The following is a 21,960-nucleotide window of genomic DNA, read 5'->3' on the forward strand; positions in this document are numbered from 1 at the left end:
CGCATATCTTTGTATTAATAAGTTTATTTAAAACGAAACAAGTCATGGATTTTCGCCTTAAAGTTTTTCATAGCGTAGCATGTAATTTGAGTTTTACTAAAGCATCACGCGAGTTGTATATAAGTCAGCCTGCCATAAGCAAACATATCCATGAGTTGGAAGTACAATATAAGACGCCGTTATTTGAACGTGTAGGGAGCCGTATCAAATTGACGAGGGCAGGAGAGTTATTGCTGTCGCATACAAATCTTCTTTTATCAGCTTACCGTCAACTGGATTTTGAAATGAATCTGCTTACCAATAATTTTTCAGGAGAACTTCGCTTAGGTGCTAGCACTACTATCTCGCAATATGTATTGCCTCCTATATTATCTTCTTTTATAAAGAAGTTTCCTGATATTCGTGTATCTCTTCTGAACGGAAATAGCCGCAATATAGAGCAAGCTCTTTGGGAAGGTAAAATCACATTGGGGATGGTAGAGGGAAGCACACGCCAGAATACATTGCATTATAGTCCTTTTATGAAAGACGAATTGGTTGTTGTTACCCATACGGGTAGTAAATTTGCTCATTTTGATGAACTTACTCTTGAACAACTGCGTTCGTTGCCGCTTGTGTTGCGTGAAAACGGATCAGGTACTTTAGAAGTGTTGGAAACGGCCTTGACTACTCATCAAATCAAGCTTTCACAACTGAATGTATTAATGCAATTAGGAAGTACGGAAAGTATCAAATTATTTCTTGAAAATTCTGATGCATTAGGTATTTTATCTGTTCGTGCAGTTACACGCGAGTTAATGTCCGGCTCTCTTAAAGTAATAGACATAGATGGTTTTAAAGCAGAACGGATGTTTTCTTTTGTAGAACCTTTGGGACAGAATAGCGGATTGGAGGAAAGTTTTATACGTTACGTGGAACGTTATTGCTAGTTTGTCGGAAATGATCTCGATCTTTTTATAAAATGATCCCGATGATTTGGAAAAAAGATACTGATCATTTTTGTTCTTCGTGTCCGGGCCTTTATAATATTTTTTTTATAACCTCGCATGATTTTCCCACAGCGATACAATTAGCAGGGATAGATTTTGTAACAACACTCCCGGCTCCGATTGTCGTACCGTCTCCTATGCTTACACCTGGCAAAATAATGCTTCCTCCACCAATCCAAACGTTTTTTCCGATGTGGACGGGTGCGGTGAGTGATTTCCAAAAACTACTGTTTTCTCCAATTCGTTCATGCGGTGCGGTGGGATGAAAGACCGTGTAAATATGCACTCCTGGACCAATCCCGGAAAAGTCTCCGATAGTTATGGTGTTGCAGTCTAAAAATACGCAGTTCATATTTATTTCTACGTTGTTCCCTATGTGTATGTTTTCCCCGTAATCTACAAAGAAAGGAGCTGCAATCCATACGTTTCTCCCTCTAGAACCGATTAGTTCATCTAATAAAGCAGAGAGTCTTTCCGTATTGTCGGACGGAGTGTTATTATATTCTTTCTGTAACTGTTTAGCCAAATGCCATCTGTTGATTAATTCTGTATCACCACAGTCATAAGGTTCTCCAGCCAACATCTTTTCTTTTTCTGTCATATCTTATAAGTATCAAGTTTATAATTCTGTATTAACGTATATTTTTCCGAAAGTCTTTTGTGATTGCAAATTTAGGAATTCAAGTTGGTAAACAGAAATGGCTTGATTTCAATTTGTTGTAAACCTGCTAAAAAACACATCTGTCCTTTTTGCGATTTATACATCCCTTTGTTTTATAAACCGGAAAATCAGACTTAAAAATAATTGTTATAACTTCAGGTTATTTTCTATTCATTATTGTTATTTGGTAGAGTGTGCTCATTTGTAATACCTTTGTGCCACAATTGAAAGTAATAATTAATAAGAAAATGATGAATACTCTCAAGTATCTACCTGGCAAGTATAATAAGCCGCTTTTTATCCTTCTTTTTATTTTATGTTTAATGCCGTTTATATCTCCTGCAATCGCCTTGTTTATGGGATTGGCTTTTGGAATGACGGCAGGGCAGCCATTTCCGGTATTCAGTAAGAAAACATCTAAATATTTATTACAGTTTTCCGTTGTTGGCTTAGGGTTTGGAATGAATCTGCATGAGTCATTGCAAACGGGTAAAGAAGGTATGGTATTTACGATTGTATCTGTTGCATCGGTTCTGATATTGGGCATGTATCTGGGTAAACGTTTGATGATGGACAGAAAAACGGCTTACTTGGTTTCTGCCGGAACAGCTATTTGCGGAGGTAGTGCTATTGCTTCTGTTGCTCCGGTTATAAAGGCGAATGATAATGAAATGAGTATGTCGCTTGGTACTATTTTTATCTTAAATGCGATAGCATTGTTTATATTTCCTCCAATCGGCCATTTGTTGGGAATGACACAAGAGCAATTTGGTATGTGGGCTGCTATTGCAATACATGATACCAGCTCTGTTGTTGGGGCTGGTGCTGCTTATGGTGAAAAAGCCTTGGAAATAGCTACGATGGTTAAGCTAACTCGTGCTTTATGGATTATTCCGATGACAATTGTTACCATGTTTCTGTTTAAACAAAAAGGTGCAAAAATCACGATCCCTTGGTTTATCTTTTTCTTTATTCTGGCAATGATTGCCAATACTTATTTGTCGATTCCCCAGGAAGTGAGCGGAGCTTTGGTTTGGCTGGCCAAGAAAGGATTGACGGTTACATTATTCTTGATCGGTGCAGGATTATCCCGGAGAGTAATTAAGAATGTCGGTATCCGTCCGATGGTGCAAGGAGTAATACTCTGGATATTTATTGGTCTTATCAGTCTCGGCGTTATCATGTTGTTGTAATAGTTTTTTATTACCTTTGCGAACTAAATAATTGATGATAGCGGATTGATAATAATGAATTTTGTGCAAACAGTATTCTGATTATCAATTCTCAATTAATCCAAGGTTTATGGCTTCGAAAATAACAAAACGTATAATTATTTCATTCTGGGTCCTGTATCTAATTGCACTAGGTGCGGTTGCATTGGTGTTTGTTGCAATATCGAACGGTTCAATAGGTTATATGCCTCCTGTTGAGCAACTGGAGAATCCGATTGACAAATATGCTTCACAAATTATCTCTTCCGACGGAAAAACTTTAGGTAGTTATGCACATAGCAAAGACAACCGTATATATGTGAACTATGAAGACCTTTCACCGGACTTAGTAAGAGCATTGATAGCTACCGAAGATATACGTTTTACAGAACATAGCGGTATTGATGCCCAAGGCTTGTTCCGCGCTATTGTAAAACGCGGTTTGTTGATGCAAAAAAGTGGTGGAGGCGGTAGCACCATTACACAACAATTGGCAAAGCAGTTGTTTTCTCCGAGTGCCGACAATATTATGGAACGTCTTTTTCAGAAACCGATTGAATGGGTAATTGCTGTTCAGTTGGAGAAAAATTATACGAAGGAAGAGATCATAAATATGTATCTGAATAAATTTGACTTTCTGTATAATGCAGTTGGCATCCAATCTGCGGCACGCGTTTATTTTGGAAAGACACCAAAAACGCTGAAAATAGAGGAAGCTGCCACTTTGGTAGGTATGTGCAAAAATCCGTCTTATTTTAACCCCGTACGCCACAATAAACGTACATTGGGACGTCGGAATACGGTATTAGAACAGATGGTAAAGGCCGGATATATTACGAAAGCGGAATGCGACTCTCTAAAACAATTACCCCTTACTGTTCATTTTACCCGTATGGACCATAAGGATGGTCTGGCTCCTTACTTCCGCGAATATCTTCGTCTGACATTGACTGCTAAAAAACCGGACAGGAGTGATTATGCTTCATGGCAAATGCAAAAATATGCAGAAGATTCTTTGTCATGGGCTACTAATCCGTTATATGGCTGGTGTAATAAGAATAAGAAGACTGACGGCAGTCATTATAATATTTATACCGACGGATTAAAGATCTATACAACAATCGATTCGCGTATGCAGCAATATGCGGAGGATGCTGTGCGTGAACATGTAGGACAAACATTACAACCCAGCTTCTTTAAAGAAAAAACGGGGCGTAGTTATGCCCCGTTTTCTCGTGATGTATCTACGGGGCAGGTCGATACAATGTTGATGCGTGCAATGCATCAGACAGACCGTTACAGGGCGATGAAGAAAAGTGGTATGAACGAGACAGAGATGCGGAAAGAATTTAAAAAACCGGTTGAAATGCGTGTGTTTAGCTGGAATGGTCCTATTGATACGATTATGTCACCTTGGGATTCAATCCGTTATCACAAGAGCTTTCTTCGTTCTGCTTTTATGTCTATGGACCCGCGTACCGGTCAGGTTAAGGCTTATGTGGGCGGAATAGATTACAATGATTTCCAGTATGATATGGTAAATGGCGGACGCCGTCAGGTAGGATCAACAATTAAACCGTTCCTTTATTCATTAGCTATGATAGAAGGTTTCAGCCCTTGCGACGAAATGTTACATGTGCAACAACAACTGATGGATGAAAACGGACGTTTATGGATTCCGCGCAATGCCAGTGCTAAACGAATTGGCGAAATGGTATCTATTCAATGGGGCTTGCAAAACTCGGATAACTGGGTAACGGCTTATCTGATGAGTCAGCTTTCTCCTTATACATTTGTCCGTTTGTTGCATTCGTTCGGTTTGAAGAACTATATAGATCCGGTAATTTCGGTATGTCTGGGTACGCCGGATGTGTCGGTAGGAGAAATGGTCAGTGCTTATACGGCATTTGCTAATAAAGGAATTCGTGTGGAACCGTTGTATGTGACTCGTATAGAAGATCCGTACGGTAATACGATCGCTAATTTTGCCCCTCAAATGAGTGAGGTGCTGACTGAAGATGCTTCTTATAAGATGTTGTATATGTTGAGAAGTGTGATAGATGGAGGTACCGGTGGCCGTGTTCGTTTCCGCTACGGTATTACTGCTCCAATGGGAGGAAAGACAGGTACAACACAAAATAATTCTGATGGTTGGTTCCTTGGATTCACACCAAGTTTGGTTTCGGGCTGTTGGGTTGGGGGCGAAGATCGTTCCATTCATTTCGACCGTTTGGCAGAAGGACAAGGTGCTAGTATGGCTTTGCCTATATACGGTTTATATATGCAGAAAGTATATGCAGACAAAACATTAGGTTATACGCAGGATGACTCATTTGAAGTACCTGAACAATTTTCTAATCCGTGTAATTCGTCCGGTTCGGAGGAATCCAAACATACACCGACAGACGTAGGAGGTATTGATAAAATGTTTGAATAAAATAATTATTCGGTTGCTAGGCAGATAGATATAAAAATGGTCCTGTTTCTTTTTGAATTTTTGGTATCATTGGCATCTCTTTAATAAAACCTTTTAAAATACTCCCTGTAAATGAAACTATTTCCGGAAATTATTGTTAGATTTGGGAGGTTAATCTTAAAAACAGGGAGGACACATGAAGCGGGAATCTGTAATATCGCAATTAGCGGACAAAGAAAAAGTATTTGACTTTGTAGTTATTGGTGGTGGCGCTACCGGATTAGGTATAGCTGTGGATGCAGTTACGCGTGGATATAGTGTTGCTTTGTTTGAACAGAACGATTTTACAAAAGGGACATCCAGCCGGAGTACCAAATTGGTTCATGGCGGTGTAAGATATCTTGCCCAGGGAGATGTATCTTTAGTGCTTGAAGCCTTACGCGAAAGGGGCTTGCTTCGTAATAATGCTCCCCATTTGGTTAAAGACCAGACATTCCTTATTCCTTGTTATCATTGGTGGGAAGGACCGTTTTATACGATCGGCCTGATTCTTTATGACCTTATGGCCGGCAAACTAAGTTTGGGACGTTCCATATGTATAGGCCCGAAACGTGCTTTGCAGACTATTCCCAGATTAGTTTCTAAAGGAATGACAGCCGGAGTGATCTATCATGACGGACAGTTTGATGATTCCCGTTTGGCAATGAACCTGGTTCGTTCGGCTGTAGACGGCGGGGGGTGTGTACTTAATTATATGAAGGTGACTGATCTGTTGAAAGAAGGCAATAAAGTCTCGGGAGTTGTTGTACGCGACCTTGAATGTGATACTGTATATAATGTAAAAGCACATAGCGTAATTAATGCAACCGGTGTGTTTGCTGATGATATTTTGCAGATGAATGAACCGGGAAAACGCCGCACGGTTCGTCCCAGCCAGGGCGTACATTTGGTTCTGGATTCTTCCTTCCTGGAAAGCGACTGTGCGGTAATGATACCTAAAACTTCCGACGGTCGTGTGCTTTTTGCCGTCCCCTGGCATAACAAAGTGGTGGTAGGGACAACCGACACGTTAATGGATTGTCCGGTAGATGAACCGGTTGCTTTGGAACAAGAAGTACAATTCATTTTAGAAACAGCAGGGAAATATTTGACGAAAGCTCCGAAACGGAGCGACGTTTTATCTGTCTTTGCAGGCCTTCGCCCGTTGGCCGCACCCCGTAGTGAGGGTACCAAGACAAAAGAAATATCTCGCAGCCATAAATTGATACGTGAAAAGTCGGGCCTGATAACAATAATCGGCGGGAAATGGACTACTTACCGGAAAATGGCTCAGGATACATTAGATTTGGCAATCCGGTATATGCACGTGCCTACGCGTGACTGCAAGACGGAAACATTTGCCATTCACGGTTCCAAACCTTCACCCGATTTTACCGATCCTCTCTACGTATATGGCTCTGATGCCGAAGAAATAAAACAATTAAGCCAATCTTCCCCGGAGATGGGAGAGAAGCTGCATCCTGATTATGATTATACAGTGGGAGAAGTGGTTTGGCTTATTCGTAATGAAATGCCACGTACGCTGGAAGATGTGTTGGCGCGCCGTTTGCGCATCCTTTTTATGGATGCACGTGCTGCTATGGCAATGGCACCACAGGTAGCTTCCATTTTAGCCAGAGAACGCGGAAAAGATATAAATTGGCAGGAAAAGCAATTGGAAGCTTTCAATAAAGTGGCTTCTAATTATATACTGAATTAGTAAAAGACAAACAGAACAATCTTATAGAATATAAAGATATGAATTTCAAAAACAAATATGTACTGGCTTTAGATCAGGGGACTACAACTTCACGTGCCATACTGTTCAACCATCAGGGATCAATTATTACTTTAGCTCAGAAGGCGTTTCAGCAATATTTTCCGAAGCCCGGTTGGGTGGAACATGATCCGAATGAAATATGGTATACACAATCGTCTGTTATTAAGGAAGTAATGGCTAAAGCGGACGTGACGGATACACATATCGCTTGCATAGGTATTGCAAACCAACGCGAGACCACAATCATATGGGACAGGGAAACAGGTTTCCCCGTATATAATGCTATTGTCTGGCAAGACAGGCGTACGGCCGATTATTGTGAAGAGTTGAAATCGCAAGGCTACGCCGAACGTCTTCAGCAGAAAACGGGCTTGGTTATAGATGCCTATTTCTCGGCAACTAAAATAAAGTGGGTTTTAGATAATGTGAAAGGTGTCCGCGAACGCGCCGAACGCGGGGAACTATGCTTCGGGACAGTAGATACCTGGTTGGTATGGAAGCTGACCCGTGGCGAAAAATTTATTACGGATATTACGAATGCATCCAGAACCATGTTGTTTAATATCCGTACCCAGGAATGGGACAAAGAACTATTAGACCTGTTTACTATACCGGCTTCCATGCTGCCTCGTGTGGTGGGATGCAGCGAAGTGTACTGTGAGGCTTCTTTGCCTTTATTCAAGAAGGGCATCCCTGTTTCGGGCATGGCCGGCGATCAGCAGGCTGCACTTTTCGGACAGCTTTGTGTGGAAGAAGGCATGATAAAGACGACTTACGGTACAGGTTGTTTTATGATTGTCAATACAGGAGACAAGCCCGTTTTGTCGCAGAATAACCTATTGACTACCATTGCGTGGAAATTGGGGGACAAAGTAACGTATGCCCTGGAAGGAAGCGTGTTTGTCGGCGGTGCAGTCGTACAGTGGCTGCGTGATGGAATAGGGCTGATACCAAACGCTTCTATTACGGAGCAAATGGCTAAATCGGTGTCTGATAACGGAGGTGTTTACTTTGTTCCGGCACTTACCGGATTAGGTGCTCCCTATTGGGACCAGTATGCCCGGGGCGCTATTATCGGAATAACGCGCGGAACGACGGCTGCACATCTTACCCGTGCAGCTCTTGAAGGTATCTGCTACCAGGTGTATGACGTGCTTACTGCAATGGAAAACGATATACATGCAAAACCAAAAGAGATCCGTGTCGATGGCGGAGCTATAGCAAATAACTTCCTGATGCAGTTTCAGGCCGATATATCCCGTTGTCCGGTAGTGCGTCCGCAAGTATTGGAAACAACAGCTCTCGGCGCTGCTTATCTGGCGGGATTAGCTGTGAACTATTGGAAAGATGTAGACGAACTGAAAGAACAATGGTGCCTGGACAAAGTATTCAGCGCTCAAATGAAAGAGGAAGTTGCCAGGCAACAACTGGCCGAATGGCATAAGGCCGTTGGCCGCTCGCAGCAATGGGCTGTTGACTAATCTGCAATATTAATACTTAAATTAGAATACCATGTCTCCATTTATAGCCGAATTTATCGGAACGATGCTTCTTATCCTGATGGGAGGAGGTGTTGTGGCAAATGTTGTATTGTCTAAGACGAAAGGCCACGGAGCCGGTTGGATGGCTATTACCACAGCCTGGGCTTTGGGAGTGTTTATCGGAGTTGTTGTAGCCGGCCCGTATAGTGGGGCGCATTTGAACCCGGCGGTGTCTATCGGGTTAGCCATTGGCGGTACGTTCCCGTGGTGTGATGTCTGCTCTTATATTATTGCACAGATGCTGGGAGCTGCAGCTGGTGCTCTGCTAGTCTGGTTAGTCTATAAAGATCATTTTGATGCAACGGAAGACCAGGATGCCAAATTGGGAGTATTCTGTACGAATGCCGAGATCAACCATCCGGCTATTAATTTCTTCACCGAAGCTGTGGGCACATTCGCCCTGATGTTTGTTGTCTTCTATATTACGGATGGCCAGTTGACTTACGATAGCAATAGCACGCTTCCCATCGGGCTGGGTTCTGTCGGTGCCATACCTGTAGCATTTACCGTATGGGTGATAGGTCTTTCTTTAGGAGGGCCTACAGGCTATGCCATCAATCCGGCACGAGACTTGGCGCCACGTATCATGCATGCAATTCTTCCTGTCAAGGGCAAAGGCAGCAGCCATTGGGGCTATGCCTGGATTCCGGTGTTGGCTCCTATCGCGGGGGCTGCCGTTGCGGCTATGCTATACTATGTCTTGAAATAATGCCTGTTTTACCTTTCCGTACGAGCATATGGGAGGCTCTAGCCTTCTCCTGTTTGATATGTCTCCCTACCTAGGGGGTAAAGTTCTCCCTACCTAGGGAGAACTTTTCTCCTTACCTAGGGAGAAATAACCTCCCTACCTAGGGAGATGGATGTGGGAGCCTGCTGTGGCACACTAACCCCTTCACTGTCTGCACCACGTAGGGTATGGCTGCCTCCACCTCCGGTGTTAGTTCCATGTTTACTTCGTTGATGCTTCCTACGGAGATGACGATAAGATGTATTTCAGGTAATTTGCCTGTCAGTATCATCGCCTCAATCATATCGCGCAGGCCTATTTCGTGGGCACTCATTAGCGGAGGGAAGTCGGTGGCAAAGCGCGGACGTATCAGCCGTACGGTACCCGGCGGATTATTGTCCAGGGTAGCATCTATCATGATAATAGGGTCGTAGCCGTCCAGCCACGAAAGCAAATGCAGTCCGCCTGTTCCTCCGTCCATTAAACGGACGTGAGATGGAAGTGTCTCTTTTTCCAAGGCCCGGATAGTATGGATGCCGACACCTTCGTCTTTGAGAAGCAGGTTGCCGACACCCAGTATAAGTGTATTTCTCTGGTGGTGATTCGTTTCGTTCATTCCTTACGCGCAATTTCGGTCAGTTTTTCTGCCGTTTCGGTTACTTCTTCCTTGTTGGCAATATCTTCTTCTATGAATTTCCAGCCTCCGATAATAGAAGAGGCCTCGCCACGCCGTTCGATATAATCATGGTAAAATACCAGATAGATATGTACGATGGCGAAGAGGATGAAGAACCACATCAGGAAGTGGTGTATCTGTCGCGCCATCAGGTCGCCGCCCATCAAAGGAATAGTCCATGCAAACAGTTGCGGAAATACGGACTGGCTCATCTTTGCATATAATCCGAACCCGGTGATGCTTTGTAACAAGAACGCCCAAAAGGTACCGAAGTAGATGACACTGGCCAGTGTGTTATGGCCAATACTGTCTACCGGTTTATTCTTTACCATCAGGATATCTACTTTGATGACTTCCACTAATTCTTTCCATTGGGATTTGCGTAGCGGGATAAAGTTGTTCCAGCGCGCATAGCGGTTTCCTGCAAATCCCCAGTAAAGGCGGAAGACGAAGTTGAAGAAGAAAACAAATGCCGTTATGAAATGGATAAACCTGACCACTCCGAACCAATAGCTGAAATAAGCCTCCGAAGGGTTCAATATGGCTGGGGGATCGGCGATGATAAAGCCGGTGATGCAGAGTATCACGATACATAGCGCATTTACCCAATGGTATATACGTACGGGAAGTTCCCATACATATACCTCTCTCAATCGTCTCTTTCTGCTTTTCATAAATCTTCGGTTTAGAAAGTATCTATTTGATGTACGTATTTTCCTTCTTCATCGTATAAATGCACGGCGCAAGCCAGGCACGGATCGAAGGAATGTATGGTACGGAGGATTTCCAGCGGTTGGTTCGGATTGTGCATCGGCGTTCCCAGTAGCGACGATTCATAAGCAGAAAGTACGCCGTTCTCATCTCGCGGAGAAGCATTCCAGGTGGTTGGTACCACCATCTGGTAGTTCTTTACCCGATTGTTTTCTATGACAACAAAGTGGGCCAGCGCGCCACGTGGAGCTTCGGTAAGGCCTACGCCTTTTGCCTGCTTCGGCCAGTTTTCATTCTCCCACATGATGGGGTTCGCCATACGGGAGTCTCCATTTTCAAGGTTCTTCATCAGTTGATCGAAGAACTTGAGTGCCCAGTTGGCAACCAATTGGGTTTCCAAACCGCGTGCTGCAGTTCTTCCCAGTGTGGAGAAAAGGGCTTCCGGAGGCAGGCCTAATTGTTGCAGGGCATTGTCGATAGCCGTTTTCTGCGGTTCTTTACCCGCCGCGTAAGCAACGATCATGCGGGCTAACGGACCTACTTCCATCGGCTGGCCTTTCCAACGTGGAGTTTTAATCCAGCTGTATTTATCTTCTACATCCAGCAACTTATATGGAGGTTTAGGACCTGTGTAGTTCAGGTTTGTTTCGCCTTCGTAGGGATGCAAACCGGCTTTGTTGCCTTGTGTATAATTGTACCATGAATGGTAAATGAACTCTTGTATCTCTTCGGATGAATTGGCATCGATAGGATGAACCTTGCTGAGGTCGCGATCCAATACAACTCCACGAGGCAGGAAATAATGGTCTACACTGTCGTAACCATGTAAGGGGAAATCACCGTATGACAGATAATTTCGCACTCCTCCGCCTATCTTCGTCCATTCGTCTTTATATACGTTGGCAATCATCATCAGGTCTGGGATATACACCTGGTCTATGAACTCTTTTGCCTGTTGCAGCTTTTGCTTTACAAGAGAAAGACGGTCTGAGTTAATAGAATTGGCTTCATTCATATCGATGCTGCAGGGCATTCCGCCTACCAGGAAGTTGGGGTGCGGATTCTTACCTCCGAATACGGCATGTACTTTCACAACCTCTTTTTGCCATTCCAGTGCGTCCAGATAATGAACGGTGGCAATCAGGTTTTGTTCCGGTGTCAGCTTATAGGCCGGATGTCCCCAATAACCATTGGCAAAGATGCCCAGTTGTCCGCTGGCAACAAACTTCTTCAGCTTGTTTTGGGTCTCGGTAAAATAGCCTTCCGTATTCTTAGCCCAGGGAGAGAGCTGTTGTGCCATGAGTGCCGCCGCCTTGGGATCTGCTTTTAAAGCCGAAACCACATCCACCCAGTCCAGTGCATGAAGCTGGTAGAAGTGCACCGTGTGGTCGTGCATGAATAATACGGCTTGCATTATATTGCGAACCATTTCGGCATTGGGCGGAACGGATATGTTTAGTGCATTTTCTACAGCTCTTACTGAACATAACGAGTGAATGGATGTACAAACACCGCATACGCGTCCTACAAATACCCAGGCATCGCGGGGATCGCGGTCGCGTACAATATTTTCTATTCCACGCACCATCGTGCCGGAACTGAAGGCGTCTTTAATTTTGCCGCCTTCTATTTCTACTTCTACCCGCAGGTGTCCTTCTATACGGGTAATAGGGTCTATAACTACTCTTTCTGACATGGTATTTCGGATTTAGATGGTGGATTTGCTTTCCGGCTCGTCGTTGTCGATAAGCTTTTTCTTTCGGATATTAGTTGCTACGGCATGAACTGCAATACCGGCGGCGGTTGCCGCCCCCAGGGCAAGACCAATCTGGTCGGCAGTTGCTTCTATGCCGAAACCATGTATGTCTGGCATACGTTTGTAGAACGGGCTGTTGTCCCAGAAGTTCTCTTCACTGCAGCCTATACATGGATGTCCGCTTTGTATCGGATAGCTGGTGCCTTCGTTCCATTTGATAATACCGCAGGAGTTATAGGTGCTTGGCCCTTTGCATCCTACTTTATACAGGCAGTAACCGTGTTTGGCATTCTCGTCGTCGAAACTTTCAACAAACAAGCCTGCATCGAAATTGGCACGGCGATAACACGTGTCGTGTACGCGTCTGGAGTAAAACATCTTCGGACGTCCCAGGCCGTCCAGCTGAGGCATACGTTCGAAAGTGAGCATGTAAACGATTACACCTGCCATAACATCGGCGATAGGAGGGCAACCCTGTACATTAATAATAGGTTTGCCTTTGATCACACGGTGAATGCCTTTTGCCCCTGTCGGGTTCGGGTTGGCTGCTTGTACACAACCTGCCGAAGCGCAGTTGCCCCAGGCAATAATGGCTTTGGCTCCTTCTGCGGCTTCTTGTGTGATTTGCATGGCACTCTTACCGCCTACACAGCAATAGGCTTCGTTTTTGGTAGGAATGGATCCTTCCACCATAAGAAGATATTGTCCGTGATATTTTTTCATTGTTTCCTCTTTTGCTGCTTCTGCCTGTTCGCCGGCTGCAGCCATGAGGGTTTCTGTATAGTCAAGTGATATCTTGTCGAGTAGCAAAGTGGCAACAATCGGATGTGCCGCCCGGATGAATGATTCGGTACAACAGGTGCATTCCTGCAAATGAAGCCAGATGATAGGAAGCCGCGGTTTGGTTTCCAAAGCATGTACTACCTGTGCAACGCCTGTGGATTCGAGTCCCATAAGTGCAGCCATTGTGGTGCAGAACTTTAGAAAATCCCTCCGGGAAATCCCTTTCTGGCGGCATTCCTCATAAACGGTAGGTCGTTTCTTTTCCATAACTTATTCTTGTTAATAGTTTATGCTTTCATCATCAACAAATCCGGGGAAGCTGTTCGCCGCTCAGCATATCAACAATACGGTAATTACCGTAAATGGTTTTCATCCTGACGAGCGCTTTTCCTTTTGAAGATATGCGCCCTATGACAGTTGCTTTTCTTCCTTCGTCAAAACGATGCATGACGGATAATGCTGTTTGGGCATCCTTCTCCGGTAAAATAATTAATACGAGCCCTTCATTGGCTATATAAAGCGGGTCTAGCCCCAAAATGTCGGAAGCGGCGCGTACTTCTTCGGGAATAGGCAGGGATGTTTCGTCAAGGATAATCTCTGCGTTGGCAGCCTGGGCAATTTCATTTAAAGTTCCGCTTACGCCTCCTCGTGTAGGGTCGCGTAAAACATGTACTTCCTCTATAGATGTTAACAATTCTGAAAGCATATTGTTTAGAGAAACGGTATCGCTTTTCAGGTTTGTTTCGAAGCCAAGGCTTTCGCGGGCGGAAAGAATCGTTATGCCGTGTACTCCTATGGCCCCGCTGCATATAACCACATCGCCTTCTTGTACCTGTGAAGGTGCAATGTGTATGCCTGCCGGCACAATCCCTATGCCGCTGGTATTGATAAATAGTTTGTCGCATTTGCCTCGTTCTACTACTTTGGTATCGCCGGCAACGATTTGTATTCCGGCACGGTCGGCCGCTTTTTTCATAGATTGTACGATGCGTTCCAGGTCATTCAGTTTTAATCCTTCTTCCAGTATGAATCCGGCCGTGAGATAAAGCGGCTTGGCGCCACAGCAAGCCAGATCGTTTACCGTACCGTTCACAGCCAGGTCGCCGATGTTTCCTCCGGGAAAAAAGATCGGATCAACCACGAATGAGTCGGTAGAATAAGCCATCCTTCCGGCTGAAACAGGAAAGACACAACCGTCGTGATCTTGCTCCAGCAACGGATTGCGAAAAGCCGGATAGAAAATACGGCTGATAAGCTGGTGCGTCATTCTTCCTCCACCTCCGTGTGCCAGTAGAACACAGTCTGAATCGGTAAAGGGAATCGGGCAATTTAGTTCCATATTCTTTTCTTTTATTTAAGTAGTCAGAATGACTACTTCTTATTCATGTAGTAAGCGGCACAAACGCCTTCCGACGAAACCATCGGTGCACCTATAGGGTGTTCCGGATGACAGGCCGTTCCGAAATGGGGGCAGTCGCCCGGTTGTTTCTTTCCTCTCATAATCTCTCCGGCAATGCATGCGGACGGAAACCGGATTTCCTTCGGATGAAATCTGAATTTCTCCCGGGAGGAATACTTTTTCAGCTCTTGCCTGAGTTGCCTCCCACTATTCGGGATAATCCCTATTCCGCGCCATTCCTGATCACATGGTTTGAGCATTTCGTCCATCAGGGCACGAGCCTGGAGGTTTCCTTCTTCGGGAACGGCTCGTTTATAAGCGTTCTCCGACTTATAGATACCTGCCTCCAGCTGACAGAGGCACCGGTAGATGCCGTATAGAAGATCGACAGGCTCGAAGCCTGTCACAACCATTGGCGTTTTATATTGTTCGGATAGCCGATGGTAGGTGCTGTTTCCTGTAATGGCGCATACATGGCCGGCTGTAAGGAATCCGTCTACTTTGCAATCTTTGTCTGAAAGAATTGTTTCAATTGCCGGCGGTACGGTAAACAGGGAGGTGAGCAGGGAGAAATTGTCCAATTTCCGTCTGATAGCCTCCTTCAGAGCCATCAGGTGTATGGGTGTTGTTGTTTCGAAACCGATAGCGAAGAATACGACTTCTTTGTCCGGGTTCTCTGCGGCTAACGTGACTGCATCCAACGGAGAGTAGAGCATGCGAATGTCTGCTCCTTTGGCCTTTATTTGTAATAAATCTTCTTTACTTCCGGGAACGCGCATCATATCTCCGAAGGAAGCCAGAATGACATTGGGTTGGCTGGCTATATATAATGCCCGGTCTATCGTTTCGACAGGTGTGACGCATACGGGGCAGCCTGGTCCGTGAAGCAGCCGTATTTCCGGCGGCAGCATTTCTTCCAGACGATAGCGGGCTATGGCGTACGTTTGTCCGCCGCATATTTCCATGATGTGCCAAGGACGTGTCACTGTTTTGCGGATGGCATGAACCAGGGCTTGTACTTGTTGTTTGTCTTTATATTCGTCGGCGTATTTCATACTATACTGTATTACTCAGCAGTCGATGGTAAGTTGTTTCAGGTCGGCCAGCGTTTGTTCCGCTTCTTGGGAGTCTACTACGGAAATAGCCATTCCGGCATGTGCCAGGATATAATCGCCTTCGGCTACATCGACCCATTGAATGCAGATATTTTTGATTATTCCTCCGAAATCTACCTTTGCCATGGCCAAATCTTCAATACGCTGGTCAATGCTTATTATTTTGCCTGGTACTGCTAAACACATATTGAAATGATTTTTGTTAACTTTCTTCGCGCTTTCAAATGTAACAAATATATCGGTAAGTAGGTTGCGTATGTTGATCGATAATAGGCAAACGTTTTAAGTTTCCGGTGGGAGAGGTGTAAAGCTGGTGATATTAATACGAAAATAGGTTATCTTTGTGTTTATGAAGAAAGCAAAGATAACTGGTTTGGTTGTCCGCGGACAGGTGCAAGGGGTCGGCTTCCGTCCGTTTATCTATCACCTGGCTACGGAGATGGGGATAAAGGGCGAGGTAGACAACCGTACGGACGGTGTTTATATCCGCGCTTGTTTTCCTTCTGGCCGGAAGGCTGTTTTTATTGAGCGTATTTGGAAAGAGCATCCACCAGTTGCTTTCATTCATCAGATTATAGAAAGTGAAGAACCGGAAGAAGATACTGTTTTTACGGATTTCCGTATTTTGCCAAGCCGTTCAGATTCCGACAGGGTTACGCAAGTTTCTCCGGATATTGCTGTTTGCTCCGACTGCTTGATAGATCGCGAGTTACAGGCATCACGTATCCGGTATCCGTTTGTTAATTGTACGCATTGCGGTCCTCGCTTTTCTATCATCCGCGATTTGCCTTATGACAGGCAACAGACTACGATGTCTGTCTTTCCTATGTGCCCTGTTTGCCGGACGGAGTATGAAGATGTAGCCGACCGTCGTTTTCATGCGCAGCCGATAGCTTGCAATCATTGCGGACCATCTTATTATGCAATTTACAAAGGACAAAGGTATGCGGATTATTCTTTTTTGCTGAAACTGACTGCCCGTTTAATTGCCGGTGGCGAAGTGATTGCCGTGAAGGGTATAGGCGGTTATCATCTGGTATGTGATGCCTTGAACGAACGAGCCGTGCAACACCTTCGGGTGATAAAGCAGCGTGACAGCAAACCGTTTGCTGTGATGTTCCGGGACATGAAAGCAGTACATGGGTATGCCGAAGTAAATGCGGCAGAAGAAGACTGCCTGGCGTCGTGGCGTCGGCCTATTGTTTTGCTGAAACAAAAGCTGCAACAACCGTCTTTGCCGGCAGCTCTGAATCCAGGTATGCGCACGTTGGGCTGCATGCTTCCATATATGCCTGTGCATTATGACTGGTTCGACTGCCTGCAAACTCCGGTATTAGTGATGACGAGTGGCAACCTGAGTGAAGTCCCCATCCTTATTACTCCCGAAGAGGCCGAAAGGCAATTGCAGTCTGAAGTGTCCCTTATACTCCATCATAACCGGGATATACATAATCGGGTAGACGATTCTGTAGTGCAGGTTTGTGGCACGCAGCCTTGCCTGGTACGCCGTTCGCGCGGATATGTACCGGAGCCTTTCTTTGCGGATATGCCGGTGGAGGGGATTTTGGCATTCGGTGCCGAGAAGGTGAATACGTTTGCTTTGGGAAAAGGCGATACCGTTTTGCAGAGCCAGTATATTGGCGATTTGAAGAACTGGGAGACGTATGCTTTTTATTGCGAATCGCTGAATCGTTTCCGGCATCTGTTCCGCTTTATACCCGACTATCTGGTTTGCGACCTTCATCCCGATTATCTTTCTTCACGCGAAGCTGCCCGCCTGGCTCAGGAGGAACAACTTCCTTTGCTGAAGGTGCAACATCACCATGCACATGCTGTTGCTTGTATGCTGGAACATGGTTTGCACGAGCCTGTGATAGCCGTCATAATGGATGGTACCGGGCTGGGTGATGATGGTACGGTTTGGGGCGGTGAATTTTTTCTCTGCGACCGTATGGAATATACGCGTTTGTCATACTTTGAGCCCATTCCTCTACCGGGCGGAGATAAGGCTTCTGTGGAGCCGTGGCGCATGGCGGTTGCTTATCTATGGCATTATGGACTGCCGGTTCCGGCTGCATTTGAAGAACGGATCGGAAAAGAGAAGATCGGAATGTTGCAGAAGATGATGGAAAAGAAGGTGAATACGCCTTATACCTCCAGTGCTGGCCGGTTGTTTGATGCTGTGGCTTCTTTGTTGGGAGTCTGTGATGTGGCAACACGGCAGGCCGAAGCACCCATTCTGTTGGAGCAAACCATTATGGATGCAAGGCAGATACTCTATCCTGTTGACGGGAAGAGAGGTGAAACTGTCTCTTTTCGCTCTGTTTTGGAATCGGTTATAAAGGATAAGGCAGACGGTGTTTCTGTCGGAGTGATTTCTGCCCGTTTCCATCTTACACTGGCTGCTGTGATCAGACAGAAGGCCGAACAACTATTAAACCTCACGGGTGCACGGAAAGTGGTAATATCCGGCGGATGTTTTCAGAATAAATTTCTTACGGAGACGTTGCAACGCATGTTTGCCGATGTGGATATACCTTTATATATACCTTCGCGTATTCCGTGTAACGATAGTGGCGTGGCGGCAGGACAATTAACGGTTGCGGCAGCAAAGCGCCTTAACAATCCTTGAACAATATTTGTTATATAAATAGAGTTTAATACGGATATTCCGTTTACATTTGTATATGCATGAATTATCAATAGCGCAGAGTATTGTAGAACTTGCAGAAGAAAAGGCCCGCGAGAGGCAGGCTTCGGCGATAGAAGAGCTGGAGTTGGAGATTGGGTGTCTTGCTGGTGTAGAATTGCAAACGCTGGAATTTGCTCTTGAAAGTGCTGTGAAAGGCACTATGCTTGACAAAGCCCGTATAGTGCGCCATTATATAGATGGCGAGGCTTGTTGCGGCGAGTGTGGAACACGATTTCCTACTAGTGCTCTATATGCTTCTTGCCCCCATTGCGGTTCGTGGCTGATAAATATCCTGCACGGAAAAGAGCTTCGTATAAAGTCGATTGTTATTAAATAGAAAAGGAATTCAAACTATAAAAAACAAAGCGTATGTGTGGAACTTGCGGATGCGGAGAGCATCATCATTCACATGAACATGGACACCACCATGAAGAAGTAGCTGTTATAAATCTGGAACAGGATATTCTTCAGCGCAATAATCTTCTGGCGGAACGAAACAGAGGCTATTTTGAAGCCAAAAGACTTTTTGTACTGAACTTGATGAGTTCGCCCGGTTCTGGTAAAACAACCCTGCTGGAAGAAACGATCCGATGGCTTAAAGGTAAGCAATCTATATATGTAATAGAAGGAGACCAGCAGACTTCTAATGATGCCGACCGGATATCGGCGTTGGATGTTCCCGTTTTCCAGGTAAATACAGGAACGGGTTGTCATTTGGAAGCGTCTATGGTAAATCATGCGGTAAAACATCTTAATCCGGTGGAAGGATCGGTCTTGTTCGTTGAGAATGTCGGCAATTTGGTTTGTCCTGCGATGTTTGATCTGGGAGAAGCCAGAAAAGTGGTGATTGTCAGTACAACCGAAGGTGACGATAAACCGCTGAAATATCCGCATATATTTGTCGAAGCGGAAGTTTGTGTTATTAATAAGATCGATCTGGCTCCTTATCTGAATACAAGTGTAGCCGAATTAAAAGAAAATGCCTTGAAGGTAAATCATCATTTACAGATATTCGAAGTTTCTGCTCTGCAAGGAGACGGAATGGATAACTGGTGTAACTGGTTGCTTGCTGAATGTGCAAAGTGTAAATAAATTATCCGGATTTTGCGAAAAAGTCGATAAAAAAACTATATTTGTTCCCGTTCGCAGAATCTATTTTAATCAAAATGTTATGATTAACCGAGAGCTAATTAATCCTCAAAGCATCGTAGTGGTGGGAGGTTCCAACAATGTACATAAGCCGGGTGGCCGTTTAGTACGTAATTTGTTGGATGGTAAATATAAAGGAGACTTGTACGTTGTAAATGCAAAAGAGACCGATGTACAGGGAGTGAAGTCATATCCGTCTGTACATGATATACCGGATACAGAGTTGGCTATTATTTCCATACCAGGTAAATCGTGCCCGGACGTAATGGAAGTATTGACCAGGGAGAAAGGCGTAAAAGCCTTTATTGTAATATCGGCCGGTTTTGGGGAGGAAACGCATGAAGGTGCAATTCTGGAACAACGTATGCTGGATATTGTAGAAGAAGCGAATGCAGCTTTGATCGGACCCAATTGTATCGGATTGATGAATATGAATTATCATGGTGTATTCACTCAGCCGATACCGGAGTTTCATCAGGATGGTGTAGATTTTATTTCCAGTTCGGGTGGTACGGCTTTGTTTATTATTGAATCTGCATTGACAAAAGGACTTCGTTTTTCTTCCGTTTGGTCGGTTGGCAATTCCAAACAGAACGGAGTAGAGGAGATACTGGAATATATGGATCGTAATTTTGATCCGGTGTTCGATTCTAAAATAAAAATGCTTTACATAGAACAGATCAAGCAACCCGATAAATTGTTGTACCACGCATCTTCTTTGATACGTAAAGGCTGTAAGATTGCTGCTATTAAAGCTGGTAGTACCGAATCCGGTAAGCGTGCGGCTTCTTCTCATACAGGAGCAATTGCCAGTTCAGATTCGGCTGTTGAGGCTTTATTCCGTAAGGCAGGTATTGTTCGTTGTTTCAGTCGTGAAGAATTGACTACAGTGGCTAGTATCTTTACCTTAAAGGATGTAAAAGGCAAAAATTGTGCTATTGTAACTCATGCCGGTGGTCCGGCAGTAATGCTTGCGGATGCTTTATCTAAAGGCCGTTTGAATGTTCCGAATCTGGAAGGCCCTGTAGCTAATGAGTTGAAATCAAAACTATATCCGGGTGCAGCAGTTGGCAATCCGATCGATATAATAGGAACCGGAACGCCTGAGCATTTGGCGACAGCTATCGACTATTGCGAAAATAAGTTTGAGAATATTGATTTGATAATGGTTATTTTCGGTAGTCCCGGTTTGGTTAAATTATATGATACATATGAAGTGTTGCATAAGAAAATGGAGGAATGCAAGAAGCCTATTTTCCCTGTTTTGCCCTCAATTGTAACAGCAGGTCCCGAGGTAAAGAGTTTTGTTAAGAAAGGACATGTTAATTTCTCGGATGAAGTAACATTGGGAACAGCTCTTTCACGCGTGATAAATACGCCGAAGCCTGCTAGTACGGACATTCAGTTATATGGTGTTGATGTTCCCGAAGTCCGCCGTATTATAGACCGGTTGCCGGGGAGTGGGTATCTCAAACCTGAAGAGGTTCGTATGTTGCTATGTGCTGCAAATATTCCTTTGGTAGAAGAGTTTACATCTACTGATAAAGACGAATTGATCGCTTTTGCCAAGAAAGTCAAGTATCCGGTGGTGGCAAAAGTAGTTGGACCTGTCCATAAAAGCGACATTGGAGGAGTGGCGTTGAACGTTCGTTGTGAGGAGCATTTATTGTTTGAATATGAACGTATGATGCGCTTGCCGGGGGTAGAAGCAATAATGATTCAACCGATGCTGAAAGGGCAGGAGTTATTTCTGGGTGCGAAATATGAAGATCGTTTCGGGCACGTTGTCTTATGTGGTTTAGGAGGTATTTTTGTTGAAGTCCTTCAGGATGTTTCTTATGGTTTGTCTCCGTTATCGTACGACGAAACATTCTCAATGATCCGTTCTTTGCGGGGTTATCCTATTATTAAAGGTACACGCGGACAGAAAGGTATAGATGAACAATTGTATGCTGATATAATAGTACGTCTTTCCACCCTTCTTCGTTTTGCCAGTGAGATTAAAGAAATGGATATAAATCCGCTGCTTGCAACAGATAGGGGTTTGTTTGCAGTAGATGCCCGCATACGTATAGAAAAGTGATTCTAAAATCAGTTTGGTTATAAATAGCAATAAAAGGGACTTTCAGGCAAGTTTTATAAAACTTGCCTGAAAGTCCCTTTTATTGTTGCCTACCCTTTTCTTACAGGTTGCTTACCTTATTCAATTTAGTTGTCTGCCTAAATACTGTCATATATGGCATGCTACTATATAGAATATTACAACACAAAACCACTATTTTAAAAACTTAAAAACAAACCGGACCGAATTTTAT

General features: G+C 44.5%; 18 protein-coding genes. 10 read left to right on the forward strand and 8 right to left on the reverse strand.

All coding sequences use genetic code 11. From position 1 onward, the window contains the following. The first annotated feature begins 44 nt into the window (after positions 1–44). The gene (locus ACYIB7_RS05590; RefSeq protein WP_103983492.1) at positions 45–929 is read left to right on the forward strand and encodes a LysR family transcriptional regulator; all 885 of its coding nucleotides are present in this window, start codon (positions 45–47) and stop codon (positions 927–929) included. A 91-nt stretch (positions 930–1,020) separates the two neighbouring features. Here ACYIB7_RS05590 and ACYIB7_RS05595 read toward each other — a convergent pair whose 3' ends face one another. Then, entirely contained in the window at positions 1,021–1,590 is a 570-nt protein-coding gene (locus ACYIB7_RS05595; RefSeq protein ID WP_234999334.1) for a sugar O-acetyltransferase, read from the reverse strand. A gap of 308 nt (positions 1,591–1,898) precedes the next feature. On the opposite strand from ACYIB7_RS05595, the gene ACYIB7_RS05600 reads away from it, so the two are divergent. The 5 genes from ACYIB7_RS05600 to ACYIB7_RS05620 all read left to right on the forward strand — a co-directional run bounded on the left by ACYIB7_RS05600 (position 1,899) and on the right by ACYIB7_RS05620 (position 9,346). Continuing rightward, entirely contained in the window at positions 1,899–2,843 is a 945-nt protein-coding gene (locus ACYIB7_RS05600; protein ID WP_480338305.1) for a YeiH family protein, read from the forward strand. Between the two features lie 109 nt (positions 2,844–2,952). Next, entirely contained in the window at positions 2,953–5,298 is a 2,346-nt protein-coding gene (locus ACYIB7_RS05605) for a transglycosylase domain-containing protein (RefSeq protein WP_480338306.1), read from the forward strand. Positions 5,299–5,473: 175 nt separating this feature from the next. Continuing rightward, entirely contained in the window at positions 5,474–7,036 is a 1,563-nt protein-coding gene (locus tag ACYIB7_RS05610) for a glycerol-3-phosphate dehydrogenase/oxidase (RefSeq protein ID WP_103983490.1), read from the forward strand. A 38-nt stretch (positions 7,037–7,074) separates the two neighbouring features. Next, positions 7,075–8,577, forward strand: a complete 1,503-nt coding sequence (gene glpK / locus ACYIB7_RS05615) for a glycerol kinase GlpK (RefSeq protein ID WP_480338307.1) — start codon at positions 7,075–7,077, stop codon at positions 8,575–8,577. Between the two features lie 31 nt (positions 8,578–8,608). Then, positions 8,609–9,346, forward strand: a complete 738-nt coding sequence (locus ACYIB7_RS05620) for an MIP/aquaporin family protein (protein WP_099463155.1) — start codon at positions 8,609–8,611, stop codon at positions 9,344–9,346. A 139-nt stretch (positions 9,347–9,485) separates the two neighbouring features. On the opposite strand, the gene ACYIB7_RS05625 is transcribed toward ACYIB7_RS05620, so the two are convergent. Genes ACYIB7_RS05625 through ACYIB7_RS05655 form a run of 7 tightly spaced genes read right to left on the reverse strand, consistent with a single transcriptional unit; the run spans position 9,486 to position 15,990 of the window. After that, positions 9,486–9,980 (reverse strand): HyaD/HybD family hydrogenase maturation endopeptidase, encoded by a 495-nt coding sequence (locus ACYIB7_RS05625; protein WP_103983488.1) that lies wholly within the window; start codon positions 9,978–9,980, stop codon positions 9,486–9,488. Further along, positions 9,977–10,714, reverse strand: coding sequence for a Ni/Fe-hydrogenase, b-type cytochrome subunit (gene cybH, locus ACYIB7_RS05630; RefSeq protein ID WP_480338308.1), 738 nt, complete (start codon positions 10,712–10,714; stop codon positions 9,977–9,979). The genes ACYIB7_RS05625 and cybH overlap by 4 nt, the downstream gene beginning before the upstream one ends. A gap of 11 nt (positions 10,715–10,725) precedes the next feature. Continuing rightward, positions 10,726–12,447 carry a nickel-dependent hydrogenase large subunit gene (locus ACYIB7_RS05635; protein WP_103983487.1) on the reverse strand — a complete coding sequence of 574 codons (1,722 nt, stop codon included), beginning with the start codon at positions 12,445–12,447 and terminating at the stop codon, positions 10,726–10,728. Between the two features lie 12 nt (positions 12,448–12,459). Then, a complete protein-coding gene (locus ACYIB7_RS05640; protein ID WP_099463151.1) occupies positions 12,460–13,557 on the reverse strand; it encodes a hydrogenase small subunit in 1,098 nt (365 codons plus the stop codon). A gap of 34 nt (positions 13,558–13,591) precedes the next feature. Then, the gene (gene hypE, locus ACYIB7_RS05645; RefSeq protein ID WP_103983486.1) at positions 13,592–14,629 is read right to left on the reverse strand and encodes a hydrogenase expression/formation protein HypE; all 1,038 of its coding nucleotides are present in this window, start codon (positions 14,627–14,629) and stop codon (positions 13,592–13,594) included. 32 nt (positions 14,630–14,661) lie between these two features. Next, positions 14,662–15,744, reverse strand: a complete 1,083-nt coding sequence (gene hypD, locus ACYIB7_RS05650) for a hydrogenase formation protein HypD (RefSeq protein WP_103983485.1) — start codon at positions 15,742–15,744, stop codon at positions 14,662–14,664. Between the two features lie 15 nt (positions 15,745–15,759). Further along, positions 15,760–15,990 (reverse strand): HypC/HybG/HupF family hydrogenase formation chaperone, encoded by a 231-nt coding sequence (locus ACYIB7_RS05655; protein ID WP_099463148.1) that lies wholly within the window; start codon positions 15,988–15,990, stop codon positions 15,760–15,762. A 163-nt stretch (positions 15,991–16,153) separates the two neighbouring features. Between ACYIB7_RS05655 and hypF the strand changes: the two genes are divergently transcribed. From hypF to ACYIB7_RS05675, 4 genes are all read left to right on the forward strand, one after another. Next, positions 16,154–18,436, forward strand: coding sequence for a carbamoyltransferase HypF (gene hypF / locus ACYIB7_RS05660; protein ID WP_480338309.1), 2,283 nt, complete (start codon positions 16,154–16,156; stop codon positions 18,434–18,436). Positions 18,437–18,491: 55 nt separating this feature from the next. Beyond that, positions 18,492–18,833: a hydrogenase maturation nickel metallochaperone HypA gene (hypA, locus tag ACYIB7_RS05665; protein ID WP_099463146.1), complete on the forward strand. Its 342-nt coding sequence runs from the start codon at positions 18,492–18,494 to the stop codon at positions 18,831–18,833. Positions 18,834–18,865: 32 nt separating this feature from the next. After that, positions 18,866–19,588 (forward strand): hydrogenase nickel incorporation protein HypB, encoded by a 723-nt coding sequence (gene hypB / locus ACYIB7_RS05670; RefSeq protein ID WP_480338310.1) that lies wholly within the window; start codon positions 18,866–18,868, stop codon positions 19,586–19,588. A 79-nt stretch (positions 19,589–19,667) separates the two neighbouring features. Continuing rightward, a complete protein-coding gene (locus tag ACYIB7_RS05675; RefSeq protein ID WP_103983482.1) occupies positions 19,668–21,728 on the forward strand; it encodes an acetate--CoA ligase family protein in 2,061 nt (686 codons plus the stop codon). Positions 21,729–21,960 lie beyond the last annotated feature (232 nt).

It is taken from the genome of Parabacteroides sp. KHUB-03 (assembly GCF_056640975.1).

Bases quoted from the DNA above. Each gene is read 5' to 3' on its own strand.
- ACYIB7_RS05610 (WP_103983490.1), top strand. From the start codon at position 5,474: ATGAAGCGGGAATCTGTAATATCGCAATTAGCGGACAAAGAAAAAGTA.
- hypE (WP_103983486.1), bottom strand. From the start codon at position 14,629: ATGGAACTAAATTGCCCGATTCCCTTTACCGATTCAGACTGTGTTCTA.
- hypD (WP_103983485.1), bottom strand. From the start codon at position 15,744: ATGAAATACGCCGACGAATATAAAGACAAACAACAAGTACAAGCCCTG.
- ACYIB7_RS05625 (WP_103983488.1), bottom strand. From the start codon at position 9,980: ATGAACGAAACGAATCACCACCAGAGAAATACACTTATACTGGGTGTC.
- hypF (WP_480338309.1), top strand. From the start codon at position 16,154: ATGAAGAAAGCAAAGATAACTGGTTTGGTTGTCCGCGGACAGGTGCAA.
- ACYIB7_RS05675 (WP_103983482.1), top strand. From the start codon at position 19,668: ATGATTAACCGAGAGCTAATTAATCCTCAAAGCATCGTAGTGGTGGGA.
- ACYIB7_RS05620 (WP_099463155.1), top strand. From the start codon at position 8,609: ATGTCTCCATTTATAGCCGAATTTATCGGAACGATGCTTCTTATCCTG.
- hypA (WP_099463146.1), top strand. From the start codon at position 18,492: ATGCATGAATTATCAATAGCGCAGAGTATTGTAGAACTTGCAGAAGAA.
- hypB (WP_480338310.1), top strand. From the start codon at position 18,866: ATGTGTGGAACTTGCGGATGCGGAGAGCATCATCATTCACATGAACAT.
- cybH (WP_480338308.1), bottom strand. From the start codon at position 10,714: ATGAAAAGCAGAAAGAGACGATTGAGAGAGGTATATGTATGGGAACTT.
- ACYIB7_RS05595 (WP_234999334.1), bottom strand. From the start codon at position 1,590: ATGACAGAAAAAGAAAAGATGTTGGCTGGAGAACCTTATGACTGTGGT.
- ACYIB7_RS05635 (WP_103983487.1), bottom strand. From the start codon at position 12,447: ATGTCAGAAAGAGTAGTTATAGACCCTATTACCCGTATAGAAGGACAC.
- ACYIB7_RS05590 (WP_103983492.1), top strand. From the start codon at position 45: ATGGATTTTCGCCTTAAAGTTTTTCATAGCGTAGCATGTAATTTGAGT.
- ACYIB7_RS05600 (WP_480338305.1), top strand. From the start codon at position 1,899: ATGATGAATACTCTCAAGTATCTACCTGGCAAGTATAATAAGCCGCTT.
- glpK (WP_480338307.1), top strand. From the start codon at position 7,075: ATGAATTTCAAAAACAAATATGTACTGGCTTTAGATCAGGGGACTACA.
- ACYIB7_RS05640 (WP_099463151.1), bottom strand. From the start codon at position 13,557: ATGGAAAAGAAACGACCTACCGTTTATGAGGAATGCCGCCAGAAAGGG.
- ACYIB7_RS05605 (WP_480338306.1), top strand. From the start codon at position 2,953: ATGGCTTCGAAAATAACAAAACGTATAATTATTTCATTCTGGGTCCTG.
- ACYIB7_RS05655 (WP_099463148.1), bottom strand. From the start codon at position 15,990: ATGTGTTTAGCAGTACCAGGCAAAATAATAAGCATTGACCAGCGTATT.